The 23,259-nt window shown below is 68.6% G+C and carries 24 protein-coding genes; 11 read left to right on the top strand and 13 right to left on the bottom strand.

Annotated elements, in window-relative coordinates; genetic code table 11:
- Positions 1-46 precede the first annotated feature (46 nt).
- Positions 47-286 carry a hypothetical protein gene (locus tag BM228_RS09965; RefSeq protein WP_092039518.1) on the bottom strand — a complete coding sequence of 80 codons (240 nt, stop codon included), beginning with the start codon at positions 284-286 and terminating at the stop codon, positions 47-49.
- A gap of 409 nt (positions 287-695) precedes the next feature.
- Here BM228_RS09965 and BM228_RS09960 point away from each other — a divergent pair, with 409 nt between their 5' ends.
- The gene (locus BM228_RS09960; protein ID WP_092039469.1) at positions 696-896 is read left to right on the top strand and encodes a hypothetical protein; all 201 of its coding nucleotides are present in this window, start codon (positions 696-698) and stop codon (positions 894-896) included.
- Positions 897-907: 11 nt separating this feature from the next.
- Here the strand turns inward: BM228_RS09960 and BM228_RS34620 are convergent, their stop codons facing one another.
- The 5 genes from BM228_RS34620 to BM228_RS09940 form a co-directional block, all read right to left on the bottom strand.
- Positions 908-1,066 carry a hypothetical protein gene (locus BM228_RS34620; RefSeq protein ID WP_167367703.1) on the bottom strand — a complete coding sequence of 53 codons (159 nt, stop codon included), beginning with the start codon at positions 1,064-1,066 and terminating at the stop codon, positions 908-910.
- Between the two features lie 41 nt (positions 1,067-1,107).
- Positions 1,108-1,899: a DUF3108 domain-containing protein gene (locus tag BM228_RS09955; protein ID WP_092039467.1), complete on the bottom strand. Its 792-nt coding sequence runs from the start codon at positions 1,897-1,899 to the stop codon at positions 1,108-1,110.
- Positions 1,900-2,163: 264 nt separating this feature from the next.
- Positions 2,164-2,562 carry a (R)-mandelonitrile lyase gene (locus BM228_RS09950; protein WP_092039465.1) on the bottom strand — a complete coding sequence of 133 codons (399 nt, stop codon included), beginning with the start codon at positions 2,560-2,562 and terminating at the stop codon, positions 2,164-2,166.
- Positions 2,563-2,727: 165 nt separating this feature from the next.
- The gene (gene mdoH, locus BM228_RS09945) at positions 2,728-4,893 is read right to left on the bottom strand and encodes a glucans biosynthesis glucosyltransferase MdoH (protein WP_092039463.1); all 2,166 of its coding nucleotides are present in this window, start codon (positions 4,891-4,893) and stop codon (positions 2,728-2,730) included.
- 38 nt (positions 4,894-4,931) lie between these two features.
- Positions 4,932-6,509: an OpgD/OpgG family glucan biosynthesis protein gene (locus tag BM228_RS09940; protein WP_092039461.1), complete on the bottom strand. Its 1,578-nt coding sequence runs from the start codon at positions 6,507-6,509 to the stop codon at positions 4,932-4,934.
- A gap of 158 nt (positions 6,510-6,667) precedes the next feature.
- Here BM228_RS09940 and BM228_RS09935 point away from each other — a divergent pair, with 158 nt between their 5' ends.
- The 3 genes from BM228_RS09935 (at position 6,668) to BM228_RS09925 (ending at position 8,195) form a co-directional block, all read left to right on the top strand.
- Complete coding sequence (locus tag BM228_RS09935) at positions 6,668-7,264, top strand: ribosome hibernation promotion factor (RefSeq protein WP_092039459.1); 597 nt, start codon at positions 6,668-6,670, stop codon at positions 7,262-7,264.
- Between the two features lie 134 nt (positions 7,265-7,398).
- Complete coding sequence (gene ptsN, locus BM228_RS09930) at positions 7,399-7,866, top strand: PTS IIA-like nitrogen regulatory protein PtsN (RefSeq protein ID WP_092039457.1); 468 nt, start codon at positions 7,399-7,401, stop codon at positions 7,864-7,866.
- On the top strand, positions 7,866-8,195 hold the full coding sequence (locus BM228_RS09925) for a hypothetical protein (protein ID WP_092039456.1): 330 nt from the start codon (positions 7,866-7,868) through the stop codon (positions 8,193-8,195). Before ptsN ends, BM228_RS09925 begins: the two co-directional genes overlap by 1 nt.
- 255 nt (positions 8,196-8,450) lie before the next feature.
- Here the strand turns inward: BM228_RS09925 and BM228_RS09920 are convergent, their stop codons facing one another.
- The 3 genes from BM228_RS09920 to ftsE all read right to left on the bottom strand — a co-directional run bounded on the left by BM228_RS09920 (position 8,451) and on the right by ftsE (position 11,031).
- Positions 8,451-9,221 (bottom strand): YdcF family protein, encoded by a 771-nt coding sequence (locus tag BM228_RS09920; protein ID WP_092039455.1) that lies wholly within the window; start codon positions 9,219-9,221, stop codon positions 8,451-8,453.
- Positions 9,222-9,373: 152 nt separating this feature from the next.
- Positions 9,374-10,342 (bottom strand): cell division protein FtsX, encoded by a 969-nt coding sequence (locus tag BM228_RS09915; RefSeq protein ID WP_092039453.1) that lies wholly within the window; start codon positions 10,340-10,342, stop codon positions 9,374-9,376.
- Entirely contained in the window at positions 10,339-11,031 is a 693-nt protein-coding gene (gene ftsE / locus BM228_RS09910) for a cell division ATP-binding protein FtsE (protein WP_058193336.1), read from the bottom strand. Before ftsE ends, BM228_RS09915 begins: the two co-directional genes overlap by 4 nt.
- Before the next feature lie 197 nt (positions 11,032-11,228).
- Here ftsE and BM228_RS09905 point away from each other — a divergent pair, with 197 nt between their 5' ends.
- The 5 genes from BM228_RS09905 to BM228_RS09885 all read left to right on the top strand — a co-directional run bounded on the left by BM228_RS09905 (position 11,229) and on the right by BM228_RS09885 (position 17,465).
- Positions 11,229-11,981: a zinc-ribbon domain-containing protein gene (locus BM228_RS09905; RefSeq protein ID WP_092039452.1), complete on the top strand. Its 753-nt coding sequence runs from the start codon at positions 11,229-11,231 to the stop codon at positions 11,979-11,981.
- 510 nt (positions 11,982-12,491) lie between these two features.
- Positions 12,492-13,358, top strand: coding sequence for a helix-turn-helix domain-containing protein (locus tag BM228_RS09900; RefSeq protein WP_244537083.1), 867 nt, complete (start codon positions 12,492-12,494; stop codon positions 13,356-13,358).
- Positions 13,359-13,978: 620 nt separating this feature from the next.
- Entirely contained in the window at positions 13,979-14,935 is a 957-nt protein-coding gene (locus BM228_RS09895; RefSeq protein ID WP_092039449.1) for a helix-turn-helix domain-containing protein, read from the top strand.
- Between the two features lie 257 nt (positions 14,936-15,192).
- Positions 15,193-16,149: a helix-turn-helix domain-containing protein gene (locus tag BM228_RS09890; protein ID WP_092039516.1), complete on the top strand. Its 957-nt coding sequence runs from the start codon at positions 15,193-15,195 to the stop codon at positions 16,147-16,149.
- Between the two features lie 380 nt (positions 16,150-16,529).
- Positions 16,530-17,465: a helix-turn-helix domain-containing protein gene (locus BM228_RS09885; RefSeq protein ID WP_244537082.1), complete on the top strand. Its 936-nt coding sequence runs from the start codon at positions 16,530-16,532 to the stop codon at positions 17,463-17,465.
- A 67-nt stretch (positions 17,466-17,532) separates the two neighbouring features.
- Here the strand turns inward: BM228_RS09885 and BM228_RS09880 are convergent, their stop codons facing one another.
- The 3 genes from BM228_RS09880 to BM228_RS09870 all read right to left on the bottom strand — a co-directional run bounded on the left by BM228_RS09880 (position 17,533) and on the right by BM228_RS09870 (position 19,635).
- Positions 17,533-18,705, bottom strand: a complete 1,173-nt coding sequence (locus BM228_RS09880; RefSeq protein ID WP_092039445.1) for a glycosyltransferase family 2 protein — start codon at positions 18,703-18,705, stop codon at positions 17,533-17,535.
- A 117-nt stretch (positions 18,706-18,822) separates the two neighbouring features.
- A complete protein-coding gene (locus BM228_RS09875; RefSeq protein WP_092039443.1) occupies positions 18,823-19,218 on the bottom strand; it encodes a thioredoxin family protein in 396 nt (131 codons plus the stop codon).
- 120 nt (positions 19,219-19,338) lie between these two features.
- Positions 19,339-19,635, bottom strand: a complete 297-nt coding sequence (locus tag BM228_RS09870; protein WP_092039441.1) for a hypothetical protein — start codon at positions 19,633-19,635, stop codon at positions 19,339-19,341.
- A gap of 273 nt (positions 19,636-19,908) precedes the next feature.
- Between BM228_RS09870 and BM228_RS09865 the strand changes: the two genes are divergently transcribed.
- Positions 19,909-20,556: a TetR/AcrR family transcriptional regulator gene (locus BM228_RS09865; protein ID WP_092039439.1), complete on the top strand. Its 648-nt coding sequence runs from the start codon at positions 19,909-19,911 to the stop codon at positions 20,554-20,556.
- Positions 20,557-20,613: 57 nt separating this feature from the next.
- Positions 20,614-21,075, top strand: a complete 462-nt coding sequence (locus tag BM228_RS09860; protein WP_092039437.1) for a DUF2852 domain-containing protein — start codon at positions 20,614-20,616, stop codon at positions 21,073-21,075.
- Positions 21,076-21,129: 54 nt separating this feature from the next.
- Here the strand turns inward: BM228_RS09860 and BM228_RS09855 are convergent, their stop codons facing one another.
- Positions 21,130-22,815, bottom strand: coding sequence for a methyl-accepting chemotaxis protein (locus tag BM228_RS09855; RefSeq protein ID WP_092039436.1), 1,686 nt, complete (start codon positions 22,813-22,815; stop codon positions 21,130-21,132).
- Between the last annotated feature and the right edge of the window lie 444 nt (positions 22,816-23,259).

Genomic DNA, 23,259 nt, shown 5'->3' with positions numbered 1-23,259 from the left:
CCATAGCCGCCGCACGGTCGGATGCAAGGCGCCGGGGGAAAGCCGGTCAGTCGTCGTCGGTCTTGGCATCAGCGGCGGCTTTGATGGCGCGGGCGAAGTCCAGAACGCGAAGCCTTTCCGACGAGTCCGCGATCGAAAGCCACAGGCCGAGCAATTCTTCGGCGTCCGCGAGATGGTCGGGCGGCGTCTCGCCGAAGAAAACCTCGGTCGAGCATCCGAGCGTCTTCGCAAGGTTCTGGAGTGTTCGGCGCGACCGTTCGACCGAGGTTCCGCTGCCGTCCGCCATCGATTCGGTCCGCTTCGTCGCCTCGGCCAGAGAGGCCGCACACACGACCGCTGATTTGGGGCAACAGGTGAGGGGAGGACGGTCCGTCGAACGAGGCACCTGCCGCATGCAGGAGCCGGGGTGACGACCGGACCATGAGGCGCGGAGGCTGCAGAACGAAGCAGGAAGCTTGCATCCTGTCGCAGTGGGATCGAACCGGTTCCGGGTAACCCGGTCAAGGGATGCGGTGCGACATTCCGGCCTGCGTACGGTATCAGACATTTCAACGGCTAAGCGCGGTGGACGTTCCCGAGCGGGCATCGGGAGCCGCGGGATTCTCGGATGCATCACCGGGATCGGGGGCCGTCATCCCCCTGTCACCGGTCCATGCTGAGCTTTTGGCGGCACGTTGTGAATCGGCGGTGAGCCAGTGCGCTTCGAGATTCGCGCCAGCAACCGATCGCACTGGTCCTGGGTCCTCGTGAACGAGACCGAGGAGACGGTGGTCGAGTCCCGGCGCGATTTCCCGTCCCAGGCGCAGGCGACGGCGGCCGCGATGGCCTTCGCGCAGCTCGTGGCGCGGGCCGGGCGAAACCTCGCCGGTGTCCCCCGCGCCAACGGCTTTCTGTGAGGTGTCCCGGCTCAGGCCCGGTGACGCAGCAGCCCCATCACGCTCCAGCAGGCGATGAAGCAGCCGACGCCCATGGCGCCGAGGCAGCTGATGGTGCGCACCGGCTCGCCGCGGGCCAGCACGATGGCGAGGGCGAGGGGCAGCAACAGCAACGCGAGCAACAGGGTCATGGACAACTCCGTTCGACCCGGTCGACCCTAGGACCCGATGGTTAATCGGTCCTGACGGATGCGGCCTGTGGGGCGCCCCAGGTGGTCGCATCGATCCGGGCCGTGCCCCAGCCGGTCCCGACCGCGATGCTGAGGGGCAGCAGCAGACGGCCGCCGGGGACGGGGGCGAGGCGGACCCGCAGATCGTCGTTCTCAGCCATCCGCCGAACCGACGAGCCCTTCGCCCGGTGGCCGGCGACCGGAACCCAGCGGATCCGGCAATCGAGAGCCGGGCCGCGATACGGGCCGGTGGTCACTGTCACGACCGCGCCGCGCGACAGCACGAGATCGGCCCGCACCGCCCCGTCGAAGACCGGGATGCGGCGGTCGCACAGGGATGGCACCAGCGGACCGGGCCCGACTGGCACGGCGAGCATGCCGATCGGATCGGTGACGCTACGCGTGTCGGCCGCGGTCACCGGGACCCGGTCGGGCTTCGGCACCGGTGCCGGCTCGACCTCAGACTTGCGCACGGTCCCGGCCTCGAAGGCGACATGGACGAGGACCGGCATCGTGCCGTAGTGGCTGTCGATCCGGAAGTCGGCCGGCACCGTGCCGTTGGCGGAGAGGTGTCCTTTCGAGCGGGCGCTGCCGGAACCCTGGAAGAACCAGCCGGCCAGGCCGGACAGGCCACCGTCGAGGCCGATCGCGTATCGTTCGCCCGTGAGATCCGCGGTGAGGTCGGCCTGGCCGACCGGAACGTTCAGGAAGCTCAAGCTGTAATGCGCGACGAAGCGCTGCCCCGGCTCCGCCGCCAGCGCGCCGCCGCCTGTGTGCTCCAGAAGCAGGGCCATCGCGACAGCACCAAACACGCGCCACCGCGCGACGATCGATCCGCGTCCGCGCTCGACCCGATCCGGTAAGACGGTGCCGCTCACCCTGATCCCCGTGCCGTCATGCGACGATCCAAGTTTCAACGGGACATCGCCCCGTTACGCCCCGATCCGGATGACCACCTTCCGCCGCTCGGGGGCCGCCTGCAAGATGAGGCGATAGCCAGGGCGCGGTCGTCGGTGCGCCACCTGGATCGGCGCCCAGGAAAACGCCCGGGGTGCCGCTCACCCGCCCCGATACTGATCGTCGCTCACGGGTTCCAGCCAGGTCACCGCCTTGCCGTCCTGGCGCTCCTGGATCGCGATGTGGCTCATCGCCGTCGTGGCGGTGGCGCCGTGCCAGTGCCTCTCGCCGGGCTCGAACCAGATCACGTCGCCCGCCGCGATCTCCTCGACCGGGCCGCCTTCCCGCTGGACCCAGCCGCGGCCGAAGGTGACGATCAGCGTCTGGCCGAGCGGGTGCGTGTGCCAGTTGGTGCGTGCCCCCGGCTCGAACGTCACATGCGCCCCTGCCACCCGGGCGGGATCCGGCGCGGAGAAGAGCGGATCGATCCGGACCGTACCGCTAAACCAGTCGGACGGGCCGGGCCCCGACGGTTGCGAGCCGCTGCGCTTGATCTCCATGCGCTATCTCCATCGGTTTCGTGTGCGACGATTCTCAGAGAACCAGCACGCGCGACGCGGGTCCAGCGAGTCTCGGCCATCCGTACCTGCGGGATGCCCGGAGGAGCGGCGGCGCAACAGGCGACAGATCATGGCGCCGCCCCTCCGAGCAACGCTGACGCCGCCCTAATCCAGCCGCACCAGCCGGTCGAGCAACGCCCGGTCGTGCAGCAGCGCCATGCGCTCCTTGGGCGACAGCCAGGCCCGGGCCTCGGCCACGGTCTCGGCCTCGCAGATCTTGGCGGTGGCCAGCGTCTGGTCCGGGTCGATAGCGCCGCGGGGGCGCGACAGGCCGGCGGGCAGCATGGTTGCGTGGGCTTCGGCCAGTTCCGGGTCGGCGTGGATGGCCGCCAGGGCGTCGGCGTCGTCGAGGCCTTGCGCCGCGTTGCGGGCGGCCAGGGTGCCGGCCCGGATTGCGATCTCCGGCGGGGAGGCCTCCTCGGGTGTGGCGAGCAGGAGGCGGCGCTTGAGGGCGAGGCCGAGGCCGAGTTGGCCGCTCGCCCAGGAGATCGGGATCGCCAGCACGAGGCCCAGGATCGTCGGGCTCATCCAGAGGAACAGCGAGGTCGCGAGCGCGAAGGCCGCGATCCCGGCGACGAGACCGAGGACCATGTGCCAGCGGTGCCGGGCGACGATGTCGCGCAGCGGGATCGAGCCGTCGTCCCGGCGCTGCGGGTTCCAGCCGGTGTCGCGGCCGAGCAGGATGCCCATCACCGAGCCGGACTGGATCACCATCGCCACCGGGGCGACCAGGGCGGAGAGCAGGATCTCGACCAGGCTCGACAGGATCAGCCGGCCGGCGCCGCCGCAGGCCCGGCGCACCGGGCCGTCGAGGAGAGCCAGGATCAGGCCGAGGATTTTCGGGGCCAGCAGCACCGCCATGGTCAGGCCGAACAGCTGGAGCGCGCGAACCGGGTCGAACCGCGGGAAGACCGGCGAGAATCCGGCGCCGCCGAAATAGTCCGGCCGCTCGGTGGCGGTCTGCAGGACGAGCAGGATGCCGACCACGAGCTGGCACAGCCAGAACGGCGAGGCGAGGTAGCCGGCAATGCCGGTGGCGAAGTGCTGCCGGGTCGCCGGGTGCAGGCCGGCGGCGCCGATCACCCTTGCATGCTGGAGGTTGCCCTGCGCCCAGCGGCGGTCGCGCACCGCCACGTCGATCAGCGAGGGCGGGCTCTCCTCGTAGGAGCCCGGCAGGCGGTGCAGCATGTAGACCGCCCAGCCGGCCCGGCGGATCAGCGCCGCCTCGACGAAGTCGTGGGACAGGATGTGCCCGCCGAAGGGCGGCTTTCCGGGGAGGTCCGGCAGGCCGCAGGATTGCGCGAAGGCGCGGGTCCGGATGATGGCGTTGTGGCCCCAGTAATTGCCGTCGCGCCCCGACCAGGCCGACAGCCCGGCGGCGATCACCGGCCCGTAGATCCGGGCGGCGAATTGCTGGAGCCGGGCGAACAGGGTGTTGCGGTTGATGATCAGCGGCAGGGTCTGGATGATGCCGGCATCCGGGTCGGCCTCCATGGCGGTGGCCAGAGCGACGATCGCCGGGCCGCTCATAAGGCTGTCGGCATCGAGCACCAGCATGTGGTCATAGTGCCCGCCCCAGCGGGTGACGAAGTCGCCGATATTGCCGGCCTTGCGGTGATGGTTCTTGGGCCGGTGGCGGTAATACAGCCGGGCGCCGGGGCCGAGGCGGCCGCGCAGGTCGAGGAAGGCGCGCTCCTCGGCGATCCAGGCATCGGCCTGCGTCGAATCCGAGAGTACGAACCAGTCGAAATGGTCTCCGAGCCCGGTGGCCTCCACGGCCTCGCGCATGGCCTCGACGCCCGCAAAAGTCCGGGCGGTGGCCTCGTTGTAGACCGGCATCAGCACGGCGGTGCGGGTGTGGAGCGCGGTCGGGACCGGATCCGGCCGCTTCCGGCGCAACAGCAGCGCGAAGCCGAGCAGGCCGCTGGTGAAGGCGAGCGCGATCCACGAGAAGGTCAGGCAGAACAGCACCACCAGGACGAGCTGGAGGGCGGTCGGGCTGCCGGAGACCGACACGGTCTCGACCATCTGCCAGCCGCCGTAGCCGGTGAGCGCCAGGGCGCCGCCGAACACGAACAGCCGGGAAGCCCAGGGCGACCTGTGCCTGCGCGTCGGCCGGTGGGCGGCGGCGCGATCCCAGCGCGCGAGATCCTGCACCGGCATCGCCAGGGGCGCCTCAGGCGGCATCGCGGCCTGTCTGTCGGGACGCGCGGCGCCGGCATCCGGGCGGGAGGCGGGCGGCGGCAGGGTGATGGTCTCGTCCAGGTGCACGGTCGGGTGTGATCCTCGGGGTGATGGGCGGAACGAAGTTACGGCGTCCAGCGGTACAACCAGGTCTCGCTGGCTCTTTCCTGACCGCGCCGGAGCCCGAGACGCAATTCGCTCGCCCGCTCGCTGCCGGGATCGAGCTCGAACAGCACCCGCAGGGTACGGCGCTCGGGGTAGTGGAAGCGGTCCTGCCGGGTGATCGTCCCGGTCGATGCGCTGAGCGCGATCTCGATCTCCTCGGGCCGGGCCAGCCCGTCGCCCTCGAAATCGACTGCGAACAGGCGCCGGTTGCCGGAGCTGCCGCGGCCGGCGCGGCTGTCCGTCACCCGGGCGAGGTCCGGGGGCAGGGGATCGGGCCAGCCCTTGGACCAGTGCTGGCGGCAGACGAAGCGCATCTCGCCGCCCTTGGCGAGCTTCGCCTTCGGGCGCCAATAGGCGAAGACGTTCTCGTTCAGCTCGGAATCGCTCGGGATCTCGAGAAGCGTCACCGCGCCCTCGCTCCAATCGTCCTGGGGCTCGATCCAGAGGGACGGGCGCTGCTCCCAGTGCCGCCGGTCGTCCTCGAAATCGGCATAGGCGCGGGCGCGCTGCATCAGGCCGAAGCCCTTCGGCCCCCGGTCGAGGAAGGCCGAGACCTGCAGCGCTTCCGGGTTGTGCACCGGGCGCCAGATCGGCTCGCCGGAGCCGTTGCGGATCGCCAGCCCCTCCACCGAGAAGGCGGCGGCGCGCAGGTCGTCGACCTTCTGCCGGTCGAGGGCTCCGAACAGGTAGCTGCCCTGCATGCCGCCGAGCCCGATATGGTCGAGCTCGGCCCGCGCGAACACGGTGCCATCGATCCCGGCTACGGACGCCTCCTTGCCCGGCGTCAGCGTCAGCCGGAACGCGGCGGCGGCGGATTCGGACTCCACCAGCGCGTGGACGATGATCGGCTGCCCGGGCGCGGGCGCCTCGATGATCAGGGCCCGGAACAGCGGGAATTCCTCGCCCCGGGAATCCGCCGGCCGCAAGGCGAGCGCCCGGGCGTTGATGCCGAAATCCTGGCCCTCGGCCACCAGGCGGAAGAACGAGGCGCCCTGGAACAGCGCGAAGTTCGAGACCGCGCCGCCGTCGCCGAACCGGGCGCGCAGGCGGAAGCCCGAGAAGGCGGTGTCGGCGGTCAGGTCCGGCAGGGCGATGTTGGCGGCGATCAGGCTGTCCTTGTCGTAGGGAATCGGCTGGACCAGCCCGTTCTCCACCACGAACAACGAGACCGGCGTGTCGAAGATCGAGCCGCGCAACAGCGGCTCGATCTCGTAGCCGAAATCCCGTCCGGCCCAGACGGCGCGGCCCGGCACCGGGTGGATCGCCTCGTAGGCGTCCCGGGACAGGCCCTTCAGCACCGCCGGCACGTCGTCGGTCTTCGGCGCCACGTAGGCGGAGGCGGCCCGGGCGCGAGCGATGTCGAGAAGGGTGTTGGCCTCGAACGGCGCCCCGGCGCCCGGCAGGGTGGTGGCCGGGTTCGCGCCCCCCGGCTCGGCCGCGCGGGCGATCGCCGGCAGGAACGCCGCGGCGCTGCCCACGGCCCCGGCCAGAACGGCACGGCGGGTGGGACAAGCGGCGGATCCGGCGGCGGTATTCATGCAGGTCTTCGTCTCAGGTGGCGGAACGATGCCTGTATACCGGGAGGTCGGCTGAACCCAGGGTTAAGCGGCGGTCCTGACGGAACGGGGGCGGCTCCGTTGACTTAGCGCAAGCCGGCTCTCTAATTCCGGGGCCTGAATCACACGGGGGAGGCAGCATGGGATCGTTGCGGGTCACGGGCCACGGCGTGGATCTCGGAGAGAGTCTGCGCGGCCGTATCGACGAGCGGATTTCCGCGACGCTCGACAAATACCTCGACTCGCACATGAACGATTCCTGCACTGGCCACGTCACGCTCAGGCGCGATGGAACCGCGTACCGGACGGGTTGCGTGCTCCACCTCGCCTCGGGTCTGACCATCGAGGCGGTGGGCGTGTCCCACGATGCCCGGTCGAGCTTCGAGCAGACCGCCGACAAGCTCGAGACGCGTTTGCGTCGCTACAAGCATCGGTTGAAGCAGCATGCCAACGGCCCGAGCGAAGCCGCGGCGATCGAGGCAGCCTACGCGGTGTTCGCCCCGCCCGAGGAGGCGAACGACGACGAGCCGGAGGATGGCGACGCCCACCCGCCGATCGTCGCCGAGAGCACCAAGACCCTGCAGCGCCGGACCATCGGCGAGGCGGTCACGGCCCTCGACATGACGGGATCCCCAGTGGTTGTGTTCGTCCACGCTGGCACCGGGCGCGTCAACGTCGTATACCGGCGCAGCGACGGTGCGATCGGCTGGGTGGACCCGCCGGGCGCCGTCGACTGACGCGTGTGGACCGTGGGAACGGAGCCGGAACCGGCCCGTTCTTCGGCCCATTGATAAGTCGGGGGCGTGGTGCGAGACGCCTCCGCGACGAGGCCCGTTCCGACGTGGACGGGTGACGGGGCAACGGTCGATCGATGCCAATTCTGGAATTCCTCGACCCCGAATCGGTCGTGCCGTCCCTGCGCGCGCGCGCCAAGAAGCAGGTGCTTCAGGATCTCGCGGCGCAGGCGGTTCGCCGGCTGCCGGCGCTCGAGGAGCGGCCCGTCTTCGACACGCTGCTCCAGCGCGAGCGGCTCGGCTCGACCGGGATCGGCGACGGCGTCGCGATCCCGCACGGCAAGCTGCCGGGTCTCGACCGGCTGTTCGGCCTGTTCGCGCGGTTCGACCGGCCGGTGGATTTCGAGGCCCTGGACGGCCAGCCGGTTGATATCGCCTTCCTGCTGCTCGCTCCCGAGGGGGCGGGCGCCGACCACCTGAAGGCCCTTGCGCAGGTCGCCCGGGTCCTGCGCGAGCCCGGCATGCTCAACCATATTCGCGCCGCCCGCGATTCCAGCGCCCTCTACGCGCTCCTGACCCGTTCGACGGCGCCGCAGGCCGCCTGATGCCGATGATTTTTCGTCTTGCCGCGAGCTTCGTTGTCCTCGCGAGCCTGCCCGAACTCGCGCAGGCGCAGAACGAGGCGACCTGCGGGCGCGACGTCCTGGTGGCGCAGTCGATGCAGCGCCAGGCCCTGGAACAGCTCGAACAGGCGGACGGCGACGACGCCAAGAACTGCCGCGTCTGGCGTCGCCATGTCGATACGATGCGCCGGGTCGCCAGCGTCTACGGCCGTTGCCTCTCGGGCTCGGAACGCGCCCAACGGCTCGCCCAGGTACAGGGCTCCGACCGGGAGTTTTCCGCGGCGATCAAGGCGCAATGCGGCGGGCGGTGAGGGCTGTTGCTAAAGATTATTGCGTCTTTAACGGTGCCGGATCTCCTCGGCGCTCCATCACACTCACTGTCATCCCGGGGCCGCGAAGCGGAGCCCGGGATCCAGAGCCGCTGGTGGAGCAGAGCCTTGCGCCGTCGGAGGCTCTGGATTCCGGGCTCGCCTACGGCGCCCTGGAATGACGGGATTGGTTCGATCAATCGGACTGCACTTCTGCCGATCGATGTGATCGGCTAGCAGCGCGCAGTTCGAAAAAATTCAATCGATGCCGCGCATCATCAGCGGCTCGGCGACCATCTTCACCGGCTTGCCGCGGCCGATCAGGATTGCCGCCCGGGACCGCTCCGGATCGTCCTCGAAGCGCGTGCGCACCCAGCTCGCCAGGAATTTTACGTATTCCGAGGCCAGGAGCCTCGCCGTAGGCGGGCTCTGCCACCAGCGGTCGGCGTCGAGCCCCTCGGTGACGACGGGGTGCGGCAGGACGCGGTCGCTGTCCTGGAGGGCGTGGTCCAGCTCGATCAGCGTTCGCGGCATGTGGTAGTTCGAGGTCACCACCGCGACCGTGTTGAAGCGGTGCGCCCGCATCCAGCGTCGGGTCTCAATGGCGTTGCCGATGGTGTTGCGCGCCCGGTAGTCGAGATCGACGCAGCAGGCGATCAGGGCGCGCTGGGTCGGGTTCAGCCGGGCGATCTCGTCGCGGCTGGTGCGCTCGTTGACACCGGTGATCAGCAGGCGCCGTCCGTAGCCGCCGGCCAGGAGGTCGATCGCGTCGCCGATGCGCTGCGCCCCGCCGGTCAGCGCCACGATTCCGTCGGCCCGGTCGGCCGGGCTGCGCTCGTGCCGGGCGAGGGCGCTGACGAAGACCAGGAAGCCCGCAAACAGCGCGAGGGCGCCGAGGCCCCCGCCGAGGCCGCAGGCCCAGAGGGCGAGCCGGCGCCGGGCTGGCGCGGCAGCGCGGCGGGGGCAAACCCCGTCATGCCAGGCCCAGCCGATCGCCTCGGTCGGGTAAGGGTCCGGTGCGCGTAGCATACGCGTGGTCATCCTCCGGAGGATCGGCGCCGATTGCGGCGGCCCGGAGGCAGCCCGCTCGGCCCCATCCACACCGCTGCGATAACCTTTCCCAATCGTTAACGTTGTGCCGAGACCCCCTGTTTCCCCTGTCTGCTCATGTTGTTGCACGGTCAGGAGAGGAACCGCCGCACGGTGATCCGAGACACCACCCCCGTCACGAGCGACGCGATCACCCCGATCAGGATCACGCTGGCATAGCCGCGCAGCCCGACCTGGAAGGCGCCGAACAGGGCCTCGACCTCCTGGCCGGCCGGACCCGAGCGGGCCGCCCGGGCGAGCAGGCCGGCGATCGCGAAGGCGAGGATCGCCAAACCGGCGCCGATCGCGCCGCCGCGCAGGCCCAGCCCGAAGAACCGGCGCTGGAAGGCGCGGGCGATGTAATCGTCGTCGGCACCGACGAAATGGAGCACCTCCACCACCTCGCGGTTGCCCGCCATGGCGCCCCGCGTCGCGAAGGTCACGGCGAGTCCGGTGGCGACCAGCACCAGCACCACCATGCCGATGCCGATGCCTACGAAGGCGTTGGCGGCGGTGGAGAGCCGCTGAAGCCAGAGGGCGTGGTCGTCGAGGCTCGCCACGCCGGGGAGGGCCTCTGTAAGGCGGGTGCGCAGGCGCTTCAGGTCCGCGCTCCGGTTGTCGGCGAGCTTGAGGGCGATCAGGCGTGGGACCGGCAGGTCGGACAGGTCGAGGCCGCTGCCGAGCCAGGGTTCCAGCAGCCGCTCGGCCTCCGCCTTGGAGAAGACGCGCGCCTCGGCGATCCCGGGCTCGGATTTGGCGATCGTCTCGGCCCGGGCCACGTCGGCATCAACGTCCCGGCCGGGACCGGGCCGCACCTGGATCGTCACCTCCTGGGCGACGTCGCCCTGCCATTGCCCGGCATTGGTGGCGACGATCTCGGCGGCGCCGGCGCAGAGGCCGGCCAGGAAGGTCAGGATCGCGATCACCGCCGCGAGCGAGCGTCCGGCCGCGGTGTCGGTGGGGACGAGGGCGGCGTTGCGGCGCAGGTTCGTCGGCAGGCTCGGATCGGCAGAACCGGACGGGGACTCGGCCTGGGCCCGGGTGGTGGCCGGCGCGCTCATTCCTCGATCCGCAGCCGGCCTTCGCCCAGCACCATGCGGCGGGCGTCGACGGCGTCCATGATGCCGAAATCGTGGGTGGCGATGATAACCGAGGTTCCGAGCTTGTTGAGTTCCAGGAACAACCGCAGCAGCCGGCGCCCGAGCCCGGGATCGACGTTGCCGGTGGGCTCGTCGGCGAGCAGCAGGTCCGGCCGGGCGATCAGCGCCCGAGCGATGGCGGCGCGCTGCTTCTCGCCGCCCGACAGGAGCGGCGGCAGGGCATGCATGCGCTCGCCGAGCCCGACCCAACGCAGCAGCTCGACCACTTCGGCGCGGTAGCTCGCCTCGGACCGGCCCTGGACGCGCAGCGGCAGCGCTACGTTCTCGTAGGTGGTGAGGTGATCGAGCAGGCGAAAATCCTGGAACACCACGCCCATGCGCCGCCGCAGACCGGTGAGCGCCTTGGCCGAGATGCCGCTCACTTCCTCGCCGAAGATCGAGACGAGGCCCCGGGTCGGGCGCACGGACAGCAGGATCAGGCGCAGCAGCGTCGTCTTGCCGGCGCCCGACGGGCCCGTGAGGAACTGGAACGAGCGCGGCGCGATCCGGAAGCTCACATCCGACAGCACCTCCGGCCCGAGGCCGTAGCGCATGCCGACATTCTCGAACTGCACCACCGGCCGCTCCGCGCCGGGCAGCAGGCTCTTCATGCTCGCCTGTACGTTCAAAGCCGTGCCGGGTTTCGCCGATCCATGGTTCGGAAATCGCCGGATGGGCGGGCGTTTTCAAGGCCGGTGCCGTTTCACCGACGCTTAACCCTGTTCAGGCACGGTTTCGCAACTGATGTGCAGTCCGGCTGCGGCCTGTCCGATCGGAAACGGTCCCCGATGGAACGAATGGCGCGCGTATGCTGATCGTCTGCCCGAGCTGCGCGAGCGAGTACCGGCTTGAGGCCGGCAAGGTCGGCATGGACGGACGCTCGGTCCGCTGCGCCGCCTGCCGCGAGACCTGGTTCATCACCCCCGCCGACGTGCTGGCCGGCCATGAAGCGGAACTGGCGGAGACCAGCGAGGCGGAGCCGGACCCGGTGGCCGATGCCGCTTGGCAGGAGGCTTCGGCCACCGTCCGGGCGGCCTCCGACACGTCCGAGGCACCGCCCACCCGCCGCCGGGCTCCGGTGCGCCCGACGACCCGCGAGGGCTGGCGCGGTATCCCGGGCCTGTCACCCTCCCTGGCCGTGGGCCTGACGCTGCTGGCGGCTCTGCCGCTCCTGTGCTTGGCCCGAACCAGCGTGGTCCGGGTCGTCCCGCAGAGCGCCGCCTTGTTCGCCCGGGTCGGGCTGCCGGTGAATGTCCGGGGCATCGAGATCCGCGACGTGGTGGCGTTCAGCAACCCCGCCGAGGACGGCCGGCCGGCGGAACTGGTGATCGAGGGGGATCTCGTCGGGATCGCCCGGACCGACATGCCGGTCTCGGCCCTGAGCGCCGAGATCCGCGATGCCGGCGGTCGCGTGGTCCGGACCTTTCCGGTGGCTGCGCCCCGGGCGGTGCTCGGTACCGCCGAGACGGCCCGGTTCCGCGGAACTCTCACGAGCCCCCCCGCTTCCGGCCGCGCCTTGGTGCTGCGCTTCGCCGATGCCGAGCCGTCGCGCGGGCCGTGACGGGGAACCCGCGGCGCGGGTCGATCCTGAGGCGTTGCCGCCACGCCGACCCGGCATTTCTCTGTGGCGGGGTCCGCACTCGGTTCGGCCTTGCGCCCCGTTGGCGGGCTCATGTCGCGAAGTGCTGAGGTGTTTCTGCTCCTAAGTGCGGAATTTTGACGCATGTATGTTATTAGAGGAGCAATTATCCTTATTCATTTAATCTGATATCCATCGATAGATCGATCAATTTTATTTCTTTGAGGCGTCCGATTTGTGTACGGAGCGGCCCAAAAGCGAGATTTTTGCACGAAAAGGCATTTTTGCGGCCCTTGGCCTGCCTGTTGCTTATTGTTGTCGGATCTGAAATTGTAAGCCTGCTGTTGCATTAACGACTAATAGCTTTCACCTAAATCTAAAATTGCGGGATCAATATTTTCCGTGAACAACAAGGATAAAATCCCGTTTTTCGTTCAAACGACTGAGTCCGTAGAGCAAAAGCAGGCCTTCGACTATTGGCGCAATACCGTCATGGTCGGAACGGAGGTCGTGCCGATCGATCCGGCCCTGCCATTCTCGGCGGCTCGAACGATCGTGGCTTCCGCGCATGGCGCGATCTCCCGCACGGTCAGCGACCCCTACAGCCTGGAGCGCACCGCGCAGCATGTGCGCCGCGACGGGCGTGAAGAGGTCGGCATCATGCTGATTCGACGCGGGAGCGGCTATATCGAGCAGGGCAACAACGGGGCGCTGCTGCAAGCCGGCGACATCACCTTCCATGCCTGGGACCGGCCGGGGGCCGGGGCCGGCCTCGACAATTTCGAGGAGCTGCGCCTCACGGTGCCCCGCGCCACCTTCCTCGAGCAGGTCGGCAACATGTACGATTTCGGCGGCCGAAAGCTGGCCGCGTCGCCGCTGAGCGGGATGTTTTCCACTTATCTGCAGACCTTCGCCAAGTCCGTTCAGCACATGTCGGTCGCGGAGAGCGGCATCGCCGTCGAGGGGGCGCTTTACCTGCTGCGCGGCGTCATCAACGGGCAGGAGGCGCGCGATGACGGAGAGCTCTCCTCCGAGGCGGTGCGCTCCCTGGCGCTCGCCCATATCCAGCGGCGCCTGCACGATCCCGAATTCAGCCCGAACGCCCTGGCCGCCTCTCTGCGGGTCTCCCGCAGCCGCCTCTACGCCGCCTTCGCCGGCGGGGAGGGCGTCGCGGCGACGATCCGCGACGCGCGGCTCGACCGTGCCCACGACCGGCTCGTGATGATGCGCAAGACCGGCGCCCGGATCGCCTCGATCATGGCGAGCTGCGGCTTCACCGATCCGGCCGCCTTCAGCCGCGCGTTCCGCCAACGCTTCGGCCTCTCGCCGCGGGACCTCGTCGCTCAGGGCGCCGGCTGATCGGATTGGATTCGGCGTGAGAATGGCGCGGCGATCCGGCCCGTGGTGATCCCTGGGCCATCGAGACGCCGAGCATCGATCGATCGCGAAGACGGCTTCGATCACGGGTTCGTAGGAGGGGCATCATCGGCAGATGGCTGGATTGCTTGCGATACACGCCCCATCCACAGGTTGACCGAAGATGGGCGAGATAATGAAACCGTGCACTCAAATCCGTGAGGATATGGTTTGATTTACTTACTTAAAATGCTGAATTTTGCCAAAAATATCATATGCCGTTCTGTGGTTTTGCGAGCTTTCTATTAACGAAAACCGATAAATGACTCAAAGCCTTCAACCCATCCGTGCAACTTAAAATTTGCCCTGAAATATGATTTCGAGGTGGTTCTTATTCGGCAATTCAATCTATGTACGATTAAGTATTTGATTTATTCCAAGTAAAAAGTGATCGATGACGAATGCCAGCGATTGAAAAAGCAGTGTGCAAGCAGCATTGGCCGTCTTCAGTCAGCCTGTGCTTTCCTATTGCCTGCGGATGTTCGATCTGAGACTCTAGGTCCGCGCTCGCCGAGGCGAGCGATCACCTGGGCTCAGACCCGGGACCTTGAGGCAGATCCACCGTGAACGCCAAGAAAACGGTCCCGATCTTTTTCGGAACGACCGATTCCGTCGAGCCGAAACAAGCGTTCGACTATTGGCGCAGCACGGTCGTCACCGGCACGGATCTGTCGCAGCTTGATTCGGCCAAGCCGTTCTCGGCCTCGCGTCTGGTCGCGTCCTCGAGCCACGGCGCGATCTTTCACACGGTCAGCAGCCCGTACAGTCTGGAACGTCGGCCTCTCCATCTGCGCCAGGATGGCCGCGACGAAGTCGGCATCATGCTGATCCTTCACGGGAGCGGTTACCTGGAGCAGGTCAACAACGGTTCGCTGCTCGGCCCCGGCGACATCAGCTTTCAGACCTGGGGACGGCCCGGCGCTGCGGGAGCCCTGACCGAATTCGAGGAGATCCGCCTCACGGTGCCCCGGGCCACCTTCTTGGCCCAGGTCGGCAACGTCGACGATTTCGCCGCCCGGAAATTCGCCGCCGGCCCGCTGAACCAGCTCTTCGCCGCCTATATGCGCACCTTCGCGGAGTCTGTCGCTCAGATGTCGGATTCGGAGACCGGCATCGCCGTCGAAGGCGCGCTCCATCTGCTGCGCGGCGTCATCAACGGCCGGAACGCGCAGGCGGATGGTGAACTCTCGGTCAACGCGCTCCGCTCCCTGGCGCTGGCGCGGATCGAGCATCGCCTGCACGATCCCGAATTCGGGCCGGATACCCTGGCGGCGGACCTTCGGGTCTCCCGCAGCCGCCTCTACGCGGCCTTCGCCGGCGGGGAGGGGATCGCGGCCACGATCCGCGAGGCACGTCTCAACCGCGCCCACGACCGGATCGTGATGATGCGGAAGGCGGGCGCCCGGATCGCGTCGATCATGGCGAGTTGCGGCTTCACCGACCCGGCCGCCTTCAGCCGCGCGTTCCGCCAGCGCTTCGGCCTGTCACCCCGGGACCTCATCGCGCAGGGGTGCGACTGATCGGGTCTGGGGCGGCGCTCGCGCGGCAGATTGGTCATCCGGCCGATGCAGCGGTGCCGCCCTTGCGTGCGATCGAGCACCGCGTTGGCCAGGGGGCCGTCACATAGGATTGCCCTGGGCGGCGCCAGGACAGCAAGCCTCATGCATCGGCCGCTTGGTCGATTGCGCAGAGTCGTTGGATCTGAGACGCCGTGATCGCTCTAGCTGGAGCCGGTAAGACATCCGGGACGGTTCGAGCGTTGCGAGGCGAGCGCACCGTGCGTGGCAAGGATAAAGTCCCGGTCTTCATCGCTGAGACGGGCTCCGTCGAGCAGCCCAAGGCGTTCGCGTACTGGCGCGATACGGTGATGTCCGCTGCGGACATCACGCCGTTCGACCCGATTGCGCCATTCTCGGCCAGTCGCATGGTTGCGGCCTCCGCGCATGGAACGCTCCTCCGCACCGTCAGCGGCCCGATCGGTGTCGACCGCGACATGCGCCACATCCGCCGGGATGGTCGCGACGAGATGTCGATCATGCTGATCGTGGCGGGCGAGGGCTATGTCGAGCAGGGCAACCACGGCACGCTCTTACGGGCCGGCGACGTGGCGTTCCACGCCATGGGCCAGCCTGGGGCCGCCGGCAGCCGGAAAGGCTACGAGGAGATCCGCCTCGTGGTGCCGCGCGCCACTTTCCTGGCGCAGGTCGGCAACACGCAGGACCTGGTCGGTCGCAAGCTCGGCGCGACGCCCGCGCGTGGGCTGCTGTCGGCCTATCTGAACGCGTTCACGACGTCGGTTTCCAACATGTCGGAAGCGGAGACCGGTATCGCCGTCGAAGGCATGCTGCATCTGCTCCGCGGCGTGATCCACGGGCGGACCGCGCCGGCCGATGGCGAGCTCTCCGCCGAGGCGGTGCGCTCCCTGGCGCTCGCCCATATTCAGCGGCGCCTGCACGAACCCGAATTCAGCCCGAACGCCCTGGCCGCCTCCCTGCGGGTCTCCCGCAGCCGCCTCTACGCGGCCTTCGCCGGCGGGCAGGGGATCGCGGCGACGATCCGCGACGCGCGGCTCGACCGCGCCCACGATCGGATCGTGATGATGCGGAACACCGGCGCCCGGATTGCCTCGATCATGGCGAGCTGCGGCTTCACCGATCCGGCCGCCTTCAGCCGCGCGTTCCGCCGGCGCTTCGGCCTCTCACCCCGGGACCTCGTCGCCCAGGGCGCCGGCTAACACCGGCACGGCTTCGTCGCTTGCAGGATCGAGTCAGGCAAAGCTGCGCAAGCCGGTCGGGCCGATCCGCGTTGATCTCCGGGGGCCTGCCGATCTGGCGTGCGTTCGGGCACCGCTTCGGGCCAGCGCGCGGCCCATAAAAAAACCGCATCCGGCGGCAAGACAATTTGCCTAACGCGGGGACTTCTTGGCCGATGGCATGGAGCTGCCGGATTTGGAACGGCATGCGTCATGCAAGCTTAACCGGGGCGATTTTTGGTCTGCAGGATGGTTTACGACGTGAGGGTCTCGTGAATGTCAAACATACAGTCCCGATACTTATTCAGTCGACGGACGCCGTAAAGCCAAGCAACGCGTTCGAGTATTGGTGCGATACCGTAATGCCGGCCGGGGATATCACGGCGTTCGACTCCATCGTACCCTTCTCGGCCAGCCGCATGCTCGCGGCGTCCGCACACGGCACGATCATGCGCACCGTCAGCGGCCCGATCGATGTCGAACGCGCGGCGCGGCACATCCGCCGCGACGGGGGCGACGAGATCTCGATCATGCTGATCACCGCCGGGCAGGGCTATGTCGAGCAGGGCAACAACGGCACGCTCCTGCGCACCGGCGACGTCGCGTTCCGCGCGATGGGCCAGCCGGGCGCTGCCGGAAGCCGGGACGGCTACGAGGAGATCCGCCTGATGGTGTCGCGCGCCGCCTTCCTGGAGCAGGTCGGGAATCCGCAGGATGTCGCGGGGCGCAAGCTCGGCAACACGCCGCTGAACGGGCTGCTGAAGGCCTATCTCGGCTCGCTGGCGACGTCGGTTTCCGACATGTCGGACGCGGAGACCGGTATCGCCGTCGAAGGCGTGCTGCACCTGCTCCGGGGCATCCTCCACGGGCAATCCGAGCCCGGCACTGGTGAGCTTTCGACGGAGGCACTGCGCTCGTTGGCGCTCGCGCATATCCAGCGTCGGCTGCACGAGCCCGACTTCGGTCCGAATGCCCTTGCCGAAGCCCTGCAGGTCTCGCGCAGCCGCCTCTACGCGGCCTTTGCCGGCGGGGAGGGGATCGCGGCCACGATCCGCGATGCGCGGCTCGACCGCGCCCACGACCGGATCGTGATGATGCAGACAACCGGCGCCCGGATCGGGTCGATCATGGTGAGTTGCGGCTTCACCGATCCGGCGACCTTCAGCCGCGCGTTCCGCCAGCGCTTCGGCTTCGCGCCGCGCGACCTCGTCGCCCAGGGCGCAGGCTGGGGCGCGGTCCCGAAAGGCACTTACCGGCCGGAGGACTCGCGGCGTCTGGCAGTGCCGTTGCGCGCGTAGCAGCCTGGCGCACTGTCAATCCTCGAATGCCGAGGGGATGACGCCAAGGATTGGACGGGGCTTGGGATCAGATCTGCCCACCGCGCGGATCGGCGACCGGACGCCCGGGTGTCGCCGAGTCCGCGGCCGACCGGGCCAGGCCGGCGACGCGCTGTACCAGCCGGATTGCCGCGACGCCGACCCGCGCCAGCCGGATCTGGCCCGGGAGCTGGCGTGGGCCGATCGGGCGGTACACCAGGCGCGGGCTCGCGCGCTCGGCCTCCGCGATGGCCTGCCCGAGCGGAAGCGCGGCGATCCGGCCGGCTTCAGCGGGGGCGATCCCGATGGCGCGAGCCCAGGCCGGGTTCGCGCGCAGGCTGCCCTTGCCGTGCAGGCGCCGGAACCGCCGCCGCCAGAGGTAGCGGCGCACCACCCGGGGGAAGGTCTCCATTCGGGCATCGCATAGGGCGTCCGGCTCCTCGCAGCGGGAGCGGATCGTGTCGGCGACCCCGCCCGGGGCGCGGCCAGTGAGCCAGGCCGAGATGGTCACGCAGACATCGGTGGCGTGCCGGACGCGCAAGCCGTGCTCGATCAGCCGCGCGATGAAGGCGCCATCCTCGCCGAGCGGGATCTCCGGCATGCCGCCGACTGCCAGATAGGCCGTGCGGGTCACCGCCAGGGTCGCGCCGATCGCGGTCCGGTGGCAGGGCCAGGGATCGTGCGGATCCGGATCGATCCGGGCCTCGGCCTCGGTGATCAGGGCGTCGTAGATGTCCTCAAGGCGGCCGCGGGCGGGCAGGGACGGCGGCAGCAAAGCAGCTTCCGCGGCGTCCAGCTCGACCCGCCCGGCCACCGCGTCGGCGCCGGCCTCGATGGCGGCGCGGTTGCGGGCGACCCAGTTCGGCGGCACGCGGCTATCCGCATCCGTCGACAGGATCATCCCCGCATTCCCCGCATCCCCCAGCCAGTCCGCCGCCGCATCCATGGCTTTGCGCCGGGCCCAGCCGGCATGCGCGCCGGAAAAATCCTCGGTCTCGACCCGCACCGGTATCGAGAGCGTCGGCAGCAGACGGGACACGAAGGCGTCGGTCCCGTCGGTGCAATTGTTCAGGAACAGCACCAGCCCGAGGCTTCCCGGGGCGAGCCCGACCTGGGCGTCGATGGCTCTGAGGCAGGCCTCGATCCGCTCGACCTCGTTGCGCACCGGGATCGCGATGATCGCGCTCGGTCCGGAAGCGTTGTGCGGGGTGGTGCGCGTCACCGGGTACGGTCTCCGTCTCGCCCCGTGACGAATCGGAACGGGGGCGAGCCGGCTATGCCGGACAGTGCCTGAACGAAACCGGAAGGTTTTCTGGGTCGATCGGTCGAGGGCGGCCGTTCAGAGCGTCTTCTCCAGCAGACCCTCGATCCATTCCGGCTGGGTCTCGCCCACCGAGCGGCCGGTCTCGGTCTCGCCCTTGTAGGCGATCAACGTGCTCTGCATGCGCGCGTTGAACCGGCGCAGCAGGTCCTTCTGGCTGTCGAAGTCGATGTCGAAGATCTGAAGGTCCTTGAAGCGCGGCTCCGCGGCGAGCCGCGCCAGGATCGGCTTCTGGGTCTTGCAGATCGGGCACCAGGGCGCGCTGACCTCCACCAGGATCGGCTTGCCGCTCTTCTGTGCGGCCTCGAAGGCCGCGGCCGAGAACGGCAACGTCTCGCCGGCCAGGGCGGGCGACAGGCAGGCGGCGAGACCTGAGCAGGCCAGCGCAAGGATGCCGCGGCGGCGCATCGTCATGGGTTTCCTCCGGCGGCACCGATTGTGTGTCGACTTTCGGTGTCCGTCCGGTCGTCGTTACACGAACGACAGGGAAACGCTGCCGCGACGGCGCGGCTCCCGGGGCTGCGGTCCGTCACATCATCGAGAGGTCTCGCCCGAGCGGTCCTGCTGGACCAGGTCGGCGATGTCCTGCGCGTCCACCGCATCCATCGGACGCCGGATCCGCAGAGCCCGGGTCGGGGCGCCGGCGCGCATCACGAGCACGATCGTTTCCATGTCCGGGCAGCCGGGATCCGCGCAGGCGATCTCGTTCACCGCCAGCGCGTCGGCCTCGGTCAGACCGAGGGCGACGATCAGGTCCCGTTTCAACCGCGACGCGATCTCGGCGCGTTCCGCCGAGCGCGTGCGCCATGCTTTCAGACTCACGAAAGCCATGCCGAATGGTCTTCCCTCTGGCGAAGGCCGCAGTGATATGCCCGTCTTCGGAGAGGGCGATGCGATTCGGCCGAGCGCGATCCGATCCTGGTGCGCCTTTTGGGGTACCTCACAAAACGCCCGTTCCCGGAGAGTCTTGTTCCGCACGACGCGGCGCAGCGGGAGTTGTGTGAGAGGCTCTGCGGCGGGTCAAGCGATCGGCGCCCGTTCGCCACCGCAACAAACGCCGTGCTTCGACCGTAATGCCTGCGCGCGCGCAGAGGACACCAGAACTTGCGACCCTGGCGAGACGGACCGGGCGACCGGCGGAGCTATCACCACGGGAACCTCAAGGAGGCCCTGATCGAGGCCGCGCGCCGGTTCATCGCCGAGCGCGGGATCGGCGGCTTCGCGCTGGTCGACGCCGCCCGCCTCGTCGGGGTGACGCCGGCGGCCCTGTACCGGCACTTCCGCGGTCGTGAGGCGCTGCTGGAAGAGCTGGCCGGGCGCGGCTTCGCGGAACTCGCCGCCCGTCTGGCCCGGGCGCTGACCTCCCGGGGCACGCCGCTCGAACGCTTCACCCGCATGGGCGAAGCCTACCTGGCCTTCGCCGAAGAGGAGCCGGCCTATTATGCCGCGATCTTCGAGACCCGCGGCCTCCCCGCCGAGCCGACCGGGGCGGAGGCGCCCCCCGGGCGGCCGTCCCCGTTCGACCTCCTGGTCGAGGCCCTGCAGGCGACCTTTGCGGATGGGTTCGGCGGCGTTGCGCCCCGATTCATCGCCCTCGAAGTCTGGGCTCTGGCCCACGGCATTGCGACCCTCTCGGCTGCCGGGCACTTGCCGCGGGGACCCGGCTTCCCGGACAAGTACGAATTGCTCCGCGCCGGGGTCCTCGCTCTGGTTCACGGAGTCGCGCAGCCGGGCGAGCGCCCCCGGTCTTGAAAGGCCGCCCGGGCACCCGCATGTTAACTCCGTTCACATGAACAGCGGAGCCAAGCCGTGACCACGCAAACCTCCTCTCCCTGGGCGACCGGCAAGCTCTGCCGTTCCGGCCCGTTTCCCCGTCGTTCCCTCGAAATCGGCGCGATCGTCGTCGGCTTCATCTACTGGTGGCCGATCGGCCTCGCCCTTGTCGCCTGGAAGATCGCCGGCTACCCGGCCTTCGCAGAACTGCGCGATGCCGCCCGTCGGGGCGTCGCCGGCTTCGAGGGCAGCGGACGTCCGGCCTCGCGCTTCGCCCGGGCCTTCGAGGCGGCCAATACCAGCGGCACCGGCAACGCCGCGTTCGACGCCTATCGCCGCGCCGAGCTCGATCGGCTCGAAGCGCAGCGTAAGGCCCTGGAAGACGAGAGCCGCGCCTTCGCGGAGTTCGTCGAGGAGCTGAAGCGGGCCAAGGACCGCGAGCAGTTCGACGCCTTCATGGCCAAGCGCCGGGGCGAGGGCGGCTCCTACACCGCCTGAGGCTTCCGCTTCGTGGGACCCGGCCGACGAGCCGGGTCCCGCCTTCGATAGGCGTTACGCCGCCCGCACCGTGTCGAGGAAGCGGGAGACTTCGGCGCGGAGGTGCTCGGACTGGCGCGACAGCTCCGAGGCCGCGCCGAGGACCTGGGTCGCTGACCGTCCGGTCTCCTCGGCGGCATCGGCGACGCCCGAGATGTTGCTGGTGACCTCGCCGGTGCCCTGAGCCGCCTGACCGACGTTGCGGACGATCTCCTGCGTCGCTGCACCCTGCTCCTCGACCGCGGCGGCAATCGAGGTCGCCACGGTGCTGATCTCCTGGATCCGCGCGGTGATCGAGCTGATCGCCGTCACCGCCTGACCGGTGGAGGCCTGGACCCGGGCGATCTGGCCGCCGATCTCCTCCGTCGCCTTGGCGGTTTGCTCGGCCAGGGCCTTCACCTCGGAAGCCACCACGGCGAAGCCCCGCCCGGCATCGCCGGCCCGCGCCGCCTCGATGGTCGCGTTCAGCGCCAGCAGGTTGGTCTGTCCCGCGATCGAGGAGATCAGCCCGACCACGTCGCCGATCCGGGCAACGGCGCTGCTCAGCTCGTGGACCAGCGTGCCGGTCTGCCCGGCCTCATCGACCGCGCTCTGCGCGAGCTTGGCCGAGCTGTCCATCTGCCGGCCGATCTCCTGTACGGAGGAGCCGAGTTCCTCGGTCGCGGCGGCGACGGTGTTGACGTTGCTGGCGGCTTCTTCGGCGGCAGCAGCCACCGCGCCGGACTGGGCGGAAGTCTCCCCGGCCATGGCCGACATCGCGCCCGCGGTGGCCTGGAGTTCGGTGGCCGAGGACGACACCATGCCGATGATGCCGCCGACCGCCTGCTCGAAGCTGTCGGCCATCTGGCGCATACCGGCCTTACGCTGCTCCTCGGCGGCGAGCCGCGCCTGCGCGGTCTCCGCCTCCAGCGCGCGGGTGCGGATCAGGTTGTCCTTGAACACCTCCACGGCCGCCGCCATCGCGCCGATCTCGTCGCGCCGGTTCCGGGCCGGAATCGACACGCCAGTATCGCCGCCCGCAAGCTGAGACATGGCGGAGGTCATGTGCTGGATCGGCCGCGAGATGCGGAATCGGCAGAACGCTGCGGCCGCCAGCGCCGCGACGACGGATAGGAGGCCGTTGCCCCAGGCGGCCGCAGTCGCGGTCTTCGCCCGGTCCATGGCAATCTCGACCTCCCGGGTCGCATTCCGCTCGTTCACCGCGACCAGGCGCGCGAGCGTCGCGCGCGCATCATCATAGAGCTTGACCGTGTCGGCGTTGGTGAGCAGCGCGAGCGCGTCGGCCTGCTTGCCGGTCGCGATCAGGCGGCGCATCTCGCCGTCCGTCCGCTCGTAACGGCTCCACAGGCTGCCGAAATCGTCGTACAGCGTCCGCTCGTCGGGGCCGGAAATCAGGCCCTCGTAGGCCCTGCGCCGCTCTGCCAGCTGCGTCAGCGTCGTCGCGACTTGAGCCTCGCCCCCCCTGAGATGATCGGGATCGTTGGACAGCGTCATCAGGCGAAATTGCTTGATGCGCACCTCCGAGGCCGCGATTTCGACCTCGTTGATCCGCGTCACCGAGGGCAGCCAGTTGCCGGCAATCTCGGTCATCGATTTCCGGATGTCGGCGAGCTCGATGATCGACAGGATGCCCTGTCCTGCGGCGAGCAGGGCGAACAACCCGAAAATCGCGGCGAGAGTAGTCCTGAGGGAAAGGCGCATAGATTTGACCGAGTTCATCAAGGAAGTCGCAATTTACAAGTTGTGCAGGCAGTCAAAAATTTTCCTACCACAGGACCTATTGCAAAGATGCGTCATTTCGATCTGCAACTCCTGGGTGCACTAAGACGATCTATGTGTCTAAACCCGGACTGATCTATATTTTAGGAAATAAATGCAGTTCATGAAGTAAATTTATTCTTATCGCGCCGATTTAAAAAATCGCATCCGTTTTGAATTTGTGTCACGTTTGCGTGATCCTGGCGATTTCACAGCCCAGTATTCTAAATTCATATTTCAAAACGGTTGTAATTACATGCAATACGATGCGGTTATTATTTGTTTTCCTGAAAATATATAAATCATTCGTCGTCGAATATCAGCAAGCATGCCGAATTCATCGCGAAGTAGCGGTTGAGCGGCAATCACGGGTCCGCCTGTATGGTC

This window comes from Methylobacterium pseudosasicola, from assembly GCF_900114535.1.
In the GTDB taxonomy this organism is placed as follows: domain Bacteria; phylum Pseudomonadota; class Alphaproteobacteria; order Rhizobiales; family Beijerinckiaceae; genus Methylobacterium; species Methylobacterium pseudosasicola.
The sequence above is the reverse complement of the archived record's forward strand: the minus strand, read 5'-3'. Positions and strand labels throughout refer to the sequence as shown.